General features: G+C 36.0%; 12 protein-coding genes and 1 pseudogene. 5 read left to right on the top strand and 8 right to left on the bottom strand.

What is annotated here, in order from left to right:
* Positions 1-81 precede the first annotated feature (81 nt).
* The gene (locus HWX04_RS07515; protein WP_175869520.1) at positions 82-438 is read left to right on the top strand and encodes a hypothetical protein; all 357 of its coding nucleotides are present in this window, start codon (positions 82-84) and stop codon (positions 436-438) included.
* A 367-nt stretch (positions 439-805) separates the two neighbouring features.
* Here the strand turns inward: HWX04_RS07515 and HWX04_RS07510 are convergent, their stop codons facing one another.
* The 8 genes from HWX04_RS07510 to HWX04_RS07475 form a co-directional block, all read right to left on the bottom strand.
* Entirely contained in the window at positions 806-1,843 is a 1,038-nt protein-coding gene (locus HWX04_RS07510) for a tyrosine-type recombinase/integrase (protein WP_175869519.1), read from the bottom strand.
* Positions 1,844-1,849: 6 nt separating this feature from the next.
* The gene (locus HWX04_RS07505; RefSeq protein WP_175869518.1) at positions 1,850-2,068 is read right to left on the bottom strand and encodes a hypothetical protein; all 219 of its coding nucleotides are present in this window, start codon (positions 2,066-2,068) and stop codon (positions 1,850-1,852) included.
* Positions 2,069-2,198: 130 nt separating this feature from the next.
* A complete protein-coding gene (locus HWX04_RS07500) occupies positions 2,199-2,663 on the bottom strand; it encodes a DUF488 domain-containing protein (protein ID WP_175869517.1) in 465 nt (154 codons plus the stop codon).
* Between the two features lie 66 nt (positions 2,664-2,729).
* Positions 2,730-3,353: a lambda exonuclease family protein gene (locus HWX04_RS07495; protein WP_175869516.1), complete on the bottom strand. Its 624-nt coding sequence runs from the start codon at positions 3,351-3,353 to the stop codon at positions 2,730-2,732.
* 1 nt (position 3,354) lies between these two features.
* On the bottom strand, positions 3,355-4,182 hold the full coding sequence (bet, locus tag HWX04_RS07490) for a phage recombination protein Bet (protein WP_175869515.1): 828 nt from the start codon (positions 4,180-4,182) through the stop codon (positions 3,355-3,357).
* A 94-nt stretch (positions 4,183-4,276) separates the two neighbouring features.
* Positions 4,277-4,873, bottom strand: a complete 597-nt coding sequence (locus HWX04_RS07485; protein WP_175869514.1) for a hypothetical protein — start codon at positions 4,871-4,873, stop codon at positions 4,277-4,279.
* A 127-nt stretch (positions 4,874-5,000) separates the two neighbouring features.
* Positions 5,001-5,369 (bottom strand): hypothetical protein, encoded by a 369-nt coding sequence (locus tag HWX04_RS07480; protein WP_175869513.1) that lies wholly within the window; start codon positions 5,367-5,369, stop codon positions 5,001-5,003.
* 206 nt (positions 5,370-5,575) lie between these two features.
* On the bottom strand, positions 5,576-5,878 hold the full coding sequence (locus HWX04_RS07475; protein WP_175869512.1) for a helix-turn-helix domain-containing protein: 303 nt from the start codon (positions 5,876-5,878) through the stop codon (positions 5,576-5,578).
* Between the two features lie 91 nt (positions 5,879-5,969).
* Between HWX04_RS07475 and HWX04_RS07470 the strand changes: the two genes are divergently transcribed.
* The 4 genes and pseudogenes from HWX04_RS07470 to HWX04_RS07455 form a co-directional block, all read left to right on the top strand.
* Positions 5,970-6,221 carry a helix-turn-helix domain-containing protein gene (locus tag HWX04_RS07470; protein ID WP_175869511.1) on the top strand — a complete coding sequence of 84 codons (252 nt, stop codon included), beginning with the start codon at positions 5,970-5,972 and terminating at the stop codon, positions 6,219-6,221.
* A gap of 596 nt (positions 6,222-6,817) precedes the next feature.
* Positions 6,818-7,144 (top strand): dATP/dGTP diphosphohydrolase domain-containing protein, encoded by a 327-nt coding sequence (locus HWX04_RS07465; protein WP_175869521.1) that lies wholly within the window; start codon positions 6,818-6,820, stop codon positions 7,142-7,144.
* 11 nt (positions 7,145-7,155) lie between these two features.
* Positions 7,156-7,542, top strand: coding sequence for a hypothetical protein (locus tag HWX04_RS07460; RefSeq protein WP_175869510.1), 387 nt, complete (start codon positions 7,156-7,158; stop codon positions 7,540-7,542).
* Positions 7,543-7,550: 8 nt separating this feature from the next.
* Positions 7,551-7,740, top strand: a pseudogene (locus HWX04_RS07455) (hypothetical protein); the annotation flags it as partial.

Raw genomic sequence — 7,740 nt, 5'->3', positions numbered from 1 at the left:
ATGAATATTGTTAATAAGTATTTCTCTTTTTTTAATGATTTATAATTTCTTTACTTCTAAAATAGGAGAAAGGGAAAATAAATGTCTAAAAATCCGCTATTATATACTTTTATGATAATTATTATTTGTTTTTTGCAGATTATAGAGGTTCATGCGAACCTTTGGAGGGGAAAATTTCAACAGGATGATTTTATTGCTCTGCGGGAACAGAAGAAAGATATTTTTGTTCAGGGAGCAAGAGGTGATATCATAAATATTTCAGGTCAAATAAGTAACAAAAATAGTAGCTCTCTTATCGGATCAAATATTCAAAACATCATATTTACCGCTCTTTTAGTTTGGAAACTTGTATCTAAAGCGGTTGAAGTCTTGAAAACATGGGCTGAATCTAAAATTTCTCAAACCTTTGTGAATTGGCGAGATTCACTTTATCATTAATTAGCTATATCAATTAGTTTTAAAATTAAGTTCACGTAGTGTTAAACTCAGTTTATGATTTTTATAACTAAAAAGTGTAGAAGGTTTATATTAATAGAAAATTTAACTTTCCTCTTAAATATCACTATCTCAATTTAAGATTTTATCTATAGCTGTGAAATAAGGAGGTAAATGAGTGGGGTATATGTCCTTATCTAAAACAGCATTGTGTTGTATTGGCATGTTTGTTTTTAAGAGTGTATGTATCAATCTCACCTCATGGTTGTATTCGTGAATGGTATATAAAAAGCAAGTAAAATAAAATAGTTATGTCTAATATAAGGGAATAGGTGAGTCTTGATTCTATTACGTTTTTTTGCCTCTATCCCTAACTTTTTTGGAGCTTTTTTATAGCTTCAAGAGCGAGTCTTTTACGATCTGCGCTCTTTGTGTAAAGAGATGCCATAGCATCATTTGTCCAGCCAAAAATCGCTTTGAGTTGTGAGACTGTTGCACCAGAGTTAGCTGCGCGTGTTGCTGCTAATTTTCTTAAACCATGTGCTGATTTTTTTATGCCTGCTGTATTACAAGCCTCTCTAAATGCATCGCCAAAACTTTCTTTAACGAGTTTTTTACCTTCTTTACCACAAATAAATGTTTCATCACCAATAGGACCAGTTTCAAGTGTTTTGGCTAATTCCGGTAAAATAGGTAGAAAAACATCTGTTTGGAATTTGCTTTTCTCTGTTTTGAGATGAATGATATTATCTTTTACATCTTTCCAACCAATGCGAACGGCATCACCACGACGCAAACCCGTATATAAGAGGACATCAATCCAGACACGTTCATGGGTACCATGATGCCATTTTTGATAATACTTTTCGACATCTTCTTCTGTCCAAGCAGCAAAGCCATTTTTATTGTGAAGGGCTGGTCTCTTAACACCTACTGTTGGATTACTTTCCAAAAGATCTTGTTCAATTGCCCAATTAAAAAGTCCATTAAGGGCTTTCAGAAAGCTTATAGCCATTGCTGGCGTTTCTTTACGTCGTTCAACACCTGCTATGATATGTTTCTTTTCAATTGTTTGGTATGGAACGTTGCCTATTGTATCGCATACCTTCATAAGAATGTATTCTTTTTGTTTCTTGGTAGTATTAGAGTAGCTATGCCAATTAGAGCTGTTTAAATATTGCTTAAGCAGCCATGCGAATGAACCTTCAACAAGTTTACCGGTTTTGGATTTAGGAAGTATAAGCCCTTGCAATTCGGCAAGTGCGCTTTTGTAGTTATCAACAAACTCCTGCGTTCCATAGGTTCCGCGGATTCGAATACGTTTTCCATGACCAATACGTACATACCATATAATTCTACCATGACGTGTGATTTCTTTAACAAGATGAGGAGGGCGTGGTTTAGGCATGGTATTTTACATCTTAGAGAGTGCGGTTTCGTAATATTCATTCGTGGACAAATTTAAAAGTTTGTCTGTATGGTTTACTGAATTTGGTATTGGGATATCGGATTTAAGATAGATAAGCAGTTCACCGGTGGGCTTTATTTCTATGAGTTCACACCCTTGCTTTTTTGCTTCTCTTAAAGCGCGTGCAATGGCTGGTTGTGTTATGGTAGCTGGACGAGGCGCCATATTTTTCTCCTTACATTTAAGACGCAATTCACCCGTGTTGTGAATCACGAATGGGTTGAAAATTGTTATGAAAGGGTGGAGATAGAGGTGTTATAGAACACCTTCTGTTTAAAAAGTTGCAAGTTATGTGTTAAATGTGCTTAATTTCATATTTCCAATTTGTTAGTTGTGTAAGAGCCTTCGCAATTTCTCCCCTATGACACAAGCACACATCAGATTCAAAACAAGTAATAGCAACACGTTTTTTATCTAAAAAAAGCTGGTATAATTTTTCTATTGCATGAAGATTATCCTTAAGAGTTGTATTTTGGTAATCTTCAAAAAGCTCTTCATAATCTTCTCGTATTTTCAGATTGCGTCTTTTTTCAGAGGCAATTCCAAGTTCAGGCATGTGCATATATTCAATGCCAATGTTGCTTACAGCTTTCTCTAATTGCCTTTTCGAAAAACCATGTTTTCTACTTATTGGATTTTTACGAACATCACACAAAGCTTTAACATTGTTTTCTATGAGGCAATTCAGATAATGGTCTAATGATTTTCCTTCATAGCCAATGGTAAAAAAACAAGGCTTCTCATCTTTGCTATTACACATGTTTAATTTCCTTATGTAAATGGGCGGGGTGCTAGGAGGTATGTGAAAAGAAGCACCCCTACAATTTTAAGCGGCGTTTTTAGAGAGCTTTTTTATCTCTCTTTCTATTTCTGCTAAGAAGCTTTCAACCGCTTGATTGATTTGTTCAATTTGCTTTTCATCACGGAGGATACGTTTGATTTTCATACGCAAATGAGATGAATCTCCCGTAAAACGCGGGTCATAACTGATAAAATCACACCACTTACGTCCCGTACAAGCCATTTGAAATTGCATTTGTGCAAGATATTCTGGTTTAATTTCGTTATCGATAATGAAACGCATATGATTAGTTGATCTAGGGCATTTGATTTCGATTAGACCCTCTTTATCAATAAGCCCATCAGGGCTTGCCCCCGCCATTTGAATTGTAGGGTGTTGAATAAAGCCGCATTGAGTGACTTGTGTATCATAAATGAATTCATATTCTCTCAAGGCATCTTCTTCATGTTCAATGCCCCATCTCATGTCTTCGGTTTCATAATAGGGACTTGTTTGCCCCGTTAGACGCTCTGTAATGAGTTTAATTTTATAGTCCTCATATTTGCTAGTAGGGGTTCCCTTTGCTGTTTTGCTGATAACGTTGTAAATGTTTGAAGCGGTCACTTTACCTAAACGGGCTTGAAACCATTCTGCTGTTCTTTGTTCCATTTCACACCGCCGTTTGTTGTTGTATTGGAGCATATTCAATATCTTGGATATGAATATATTCGGCTTCTTGTATAGGGGCGTCTATTTGCTCTTTTTGTGGGCGAGATTGTAGAGTTCTTTCCATTTGAAAGTTTTTTCTTCTTTTCAACAGTCCCAAAACTTCTTGCGCTTTTTCACAAGACAAATCTTTTAGATTTTTTACCTTCGCGTAAAAGAGAAGATTATTTTCATCTGTTCCAGTTTCTTCAATTAGCCCTTTTATTTGTTCAAGCATGTCATAAGAAACAAGTTGTACTTGTGTGATGTTATTAATACGTTTAGCTTCGTCTTCTTCATAAATACCGGAAAAACCAAAAGCGTAGCGTGCACATTGTATAGTGGCTTTATGACGTAACATACGTGCTGGGTATTTTTTCCAAGCCTCACTTTTTTCTTGTTTGCATTCTTTTAAATGTTCGGTGACTTCGACAGGGTTTGTAACGCCTTTGAGATGAATGGCACATTTAATGGCAATGATCTCACCATCTTTATCAAGTTGATCTTGAAAGGTCATACCATCAAAGTCCGGATTAGACTTAATGATCTTAATCCATCCATCAATGGAGACAACGGGTATCATGCCGCCGCCGGTTTTAGGGAATATATAGATCTCTTTAGTTAGAGGATTGAGACCATACTTATTTGCAATAAAAAGAAAAATAGCAAATTCTTCATCAGAGATTTTTTCGGCATTTTTTTCACCAATGCAAATTTTTGTAAGAGTTTTCTTAAATTCTTCGTAAGAAAATCCATATTTCGTTGCCATAGTGGCTAATGGTGAATCTGTCATTATTGTTTCCTTATTTTAGGCGCAACTCACCCGTGTCGTGAATCACGCATGTGTTCAAAGTTGTTTGTTTTGCTAGAAAAGGAGATAGGATTGATTATTGATAGAGATGCTTAGTATTGCAGATATCAATATTCCCACATATAACCGCATTTCCGAGGAGAAGGGTGTCTCCACAAATTTTAGCGTTACCATGTACTTTTACATTTCCGACAATTTGGGCATTATCGTAAATTGTAGCGTTATATTCAATATTAGAATGTCCATTAACTCTTGCATTTCCGCGCACGACAGCCCCTATACCTATAGCGGCATAATCATAAACTCGTGCATTGTCATGAACAATGCCATTAATAATAGCACTGCCAAAAACTTCGGCATTGCCATAAATACGTGCACTTGCTTCAACTGTAGAATTTCCTAAAATTTTTGCATTTTCGTAAATGATAGCATTGTCACAAACCTTGGCATATTCATAGACCCATGCATCACCATAAACTTTCGCATTCCCATAAACCTTGGCACGATGCCCAACCCAACAATTGCCTTCATGGCTTAAGTTGTCTTCTTTTTCTATAAAACCGCCTAGATCACCAACTTTAACTTTTCCAAAATCTCTTAAGGCGCGGATACGGTGTAAAGTGTGACCACAAACCTCGATTTTCTCATCTGTCAGTTCGTATTTCTTTTCCATGATTATTTTCCTTTAAGTTAAACTATTCCTTTGTCGCTCTTGAAAAAGAACGGCATTGGTTTGTGTTGTAATTTTTTTGAAAGGGGGGCGTTATTAGAAACGCCTTTCATAGTTTTTAAAGCACATCTCAAGGATAACGGTTCTGTTCTTCATAAGTACCGTAAACCTCATCTTCATATCTTTGTTTTGCTAAATCATCTAAAAGGTCATGGTAAGCATCACTTTCACGTACAAAGTAATGAACCTCACTCTCTTCATCGAGATGTTTGATATTTTCTTTTACATATGCTTCTGCAATCTCTTCAGAGATATCTTCACAACTCTTTTCAGAAGGATTTATACGAAAGATTTTGAAGACATCATCTACCCCATCAATAATGCTTAGAATTTGACTTGCATCAAGTGGTCCAGATTCTGCAATGTGTTCATCTCTATCAAAGTAAACTAAATGAACTAATAAAATTTCATCAGAATTTATAAGCACTGGTTTGTTCACAACTACCTCCATAGAGCCTATTGGCAACCGTTAATTTTTACGATATGGGATATTTGATACCAAAATGGTAATTTAAAGTCAATACCAAAATGGTTATTTTTTTTATTTTATATTTTTATGAGTAGAAAAAATGGATGATAAATGGTCAATTAATACGCAAATATTGGAACTATGGAATAAATTGACAGAAGATGAAAAAAGAGAATTTATTCTTTTTTATCTTGATAAAATGAAGAAAGGAGATCAAGAAGTTTAACCTTATTATCGTAGCTTAGATGCTCTAACATGTCTTCAATTTGTTCATCTAAGCTATTAAGCTTGTTTCCTGAAAATAACAGTTGTTTAGGGGTGATTTTTAAGTGCGGTGCCAAACGTATAGCCCACTCTTTTGTTAATTTTCGTTGCCCATTTTCTAAACGAAAAATTTGCGGCTGACTAGTTCCTACCAGTTCGGCTAATTCTTTTGAAGTTAAGCCCACTTTTTGTCTGAAAAATTTCAAATTATTCATGATTCTTATCCTAATTAAAAAAAATATCCTTTCAAATTCCAATATGGTAAAAATTGCTTGCGTTAATAATACCATTATGGTATAAAAAGGAATGTCTAAACTAAAACTATATTTATCAAAGAATAATATTACTTATGCCGAGTTTGCGATTTTGGTAGGTGTTACGCAAGCATCTGTAGCACGTTATGTAAATAAGAAGCGATTTCCGCATCCTAAGATAATCCAAAAGATAGCAGAAGTTACTGATAATTACGTAAGTCCTAGCGATTGGTATCAAGAGAATTTTCCTTCAATTTCTAAAAATTGCAGCGTTGATAACAGCAGCGATACTTTACAGCCTTAAGGAGATCAGTGGTGGCAGTTGAAAAGAAGTATGAACTAACAGATGAGACAATCGAAGTTGGTAGATTGACGCTTTATAGAATTAGAGCATTGAGAGATTTTGGAAAAATTAAAGCCGGTGATCTAGGCGGTTTTATAGAATATGAAGACAACTTAAGCCATGAAGGCAACTGTTGGGTTCGTGATAATGCCAAGGTTTATGGTTATGCCAAGGTTTCTAATGATGCCAATGTTTATGGCAATGCTAAGGTTTATGGTCATGCCGAGGTCTGTGGGAATGCCGAGGTTTTTGGAGATGCACATGTGTATGACTATGCTGAAGTTCAGGGTTTTGCCTGTATTCATGGTAAAGCCAAGGTTTTTGGCGGCGCTTGTGTTCATGATAATGCAGAGATTTATGACAATGCATGGGTTTATGGTAGTGCGCATGTTTATGGTCATGCAGAGGTTTATGGCGGCGCTTGTGTTTTGGACGATGCTTGTGTTTATGACCGTGCGAAAGTTCATGGTGCTGTAAAGGTATATGGTGAAGCCAATGTTTATGGTGAAATCGAGGTTAACGGTACTCAAGAATTTTGCGATGAAAACAAAGTTTACATGCGTTCACATAGCACGAATGAAGCGTATAAGAATGATGACAGCAAGCCTCGTTTAGATCTTATACCCCCATTTGCATTGCTTGAAATCGGTCGTGTTTTGGATTTTGGAGCCAATAAATACGGCGCAAACAATTGGCGTAAAGGCATGGATTGGAGCCGGTTTCACGGGGCAGCTTTACGTCATTTATTAGCATGGTTTGGTGGAGAAAATAAGGATGCTGAGAGTGATTTATCACACTTGGCACATGCGGTTTGTTGCCTTCTTTTTTTAATGGAATGCGAAGCTAAACAGATTGGTTGTGATAACCGCCCGCATAAAAATTAATGGAGAGCAGAATGAGTTTAAATGAAATGATAAAGACTTTAGAAGTAGAAACTCAATCCCGTGATGAAGAAATTGACCTACTGAAGCGAAAGCTGGATGCGTATGATGAAACGTTCGGTAAGAACATCAAATCTATGTATGAACTAATAGCAGAAATTAAATACCGTAATAAGGAAATTGAAAAGCTTACACAAGAGGTTAAGCAGCGTGATGAAAAAATTAAGAAGCTTAAACAAGCGCATAAAGAAGCGATTCAACAGAAAGACATAGCTCTACACAGACGATTTAAAGAAGTTCAATTCCTTAATAAAGAAATTGAACAGCTTAAAGACGAGCTTAAGCAGCGCGATGCATCTGTAAACGAAAATTCTCAGAAGAATAAGAAGAAAAGTAAGTGAGGTGAGAGATGGAAGATATGAAAGTTAAAAAGAAATATGAACTCACAGATGACGTAGTTGATCTTGGCCCTTTTAAATTACACCGTATACGCGCATTGAGAAGCTTTGGTAAAGTAAGAAAAGGTGATTTAGGTGGCTGGGTAGAAAGTGAAAAAAATCTTAGCCATAAAGGAAATTGTTGGATCAGTGGTTTAGGAG

Origin of the sequence: Bartonella gabonensis, from assembly GCF_903679515.1 — a bacterium.
GTDB lineage: Bacteria > Pseudomonadota > Alphaproteobacteria > Rhizobiales > Rhizobiaceae > Bartonella > Bartonella gabonensis.
This window is presented reverse-complemented; position numbering and strand designations above follow the sequence as displayed.

Bases quoted from the DNA above. Each gene is read 5' to 3' on its own strand.
- HWX04_RS07515 (WP_175869520.1), top strand. From the start codon at position 82: ATGTCTAAAAATCCGCTATTATATACTTTTATGATAATTATTATTTGT.
- HWX04_RS07510 (WP_175869519.1), bottom strand. From the start codon at position 1,843: ATGCCTAAACCACGCCCTCCTCATCTTGTTAAAGAAATCACACGTCAT.
- HWX04_RS07505 (WP_175869518.1), bottom strand. From the start codon at position 2,068: ATGGCGCCTCGTCCAGCTACCATAACACAACCAGCCATTGCACGCGCT.
- HWX04_RS07500 (WP_175869517.1), bottom strand. From the start codon at position 2,663: ATGTGTAATAGCAAAGATGAGAAGCCTTGTTTTTTTACCATTGGCTAT.
- HWX04_RS07495 (WP_175869516.1), bottom strand. From the start codon at position 3,353: ATGGAACAAAGAACAGCAGAATGGTTTCAAGCCCGTTTAGGTAAAGTG.
- bet (WP_175869515.1), bottom strand. From the start codon at position 4,182: ATGACAGATTCACCATTAGCCACTATGGCAACGAAATATGGATTTTCT.
- HWX04_RS07485 (WP_175869514.1), bottom strand. From the start codon at position 4,873: ATGGAAAAGAAATACGAACTGACAGATGAGAAAATCGAGGTTTGTGGT.
- HWX04_RS07475 (WP_175869512.1), bottom strand. From the start codon at position 5,878: ATGAATAATTTGAAATTTTTCAGACAAAAAGTGGGCTTAACTTCAAAA.
- HWX04_RS07470 (WP_175869511.1), top strand. From the start codon at position 5,970: ATGTCTAAACTAAAACTATATTTATCAAAGAATAATATTACTTATGCC.
- HWX04_RS07465 (WP_175869521.1), top strand. From the start codon at position 6,818: ATGCGTTCACATAGCACGAATGAAGCGTATAAGAATGATGACAGCAAG.
- HWX04_RS07460 (WP_175869510.1), top strand. From the start codon at position 7,156: ATGAGTTTAAATGAAATGATAAAGACTTTAGAAGTAGAAACTCAATCC.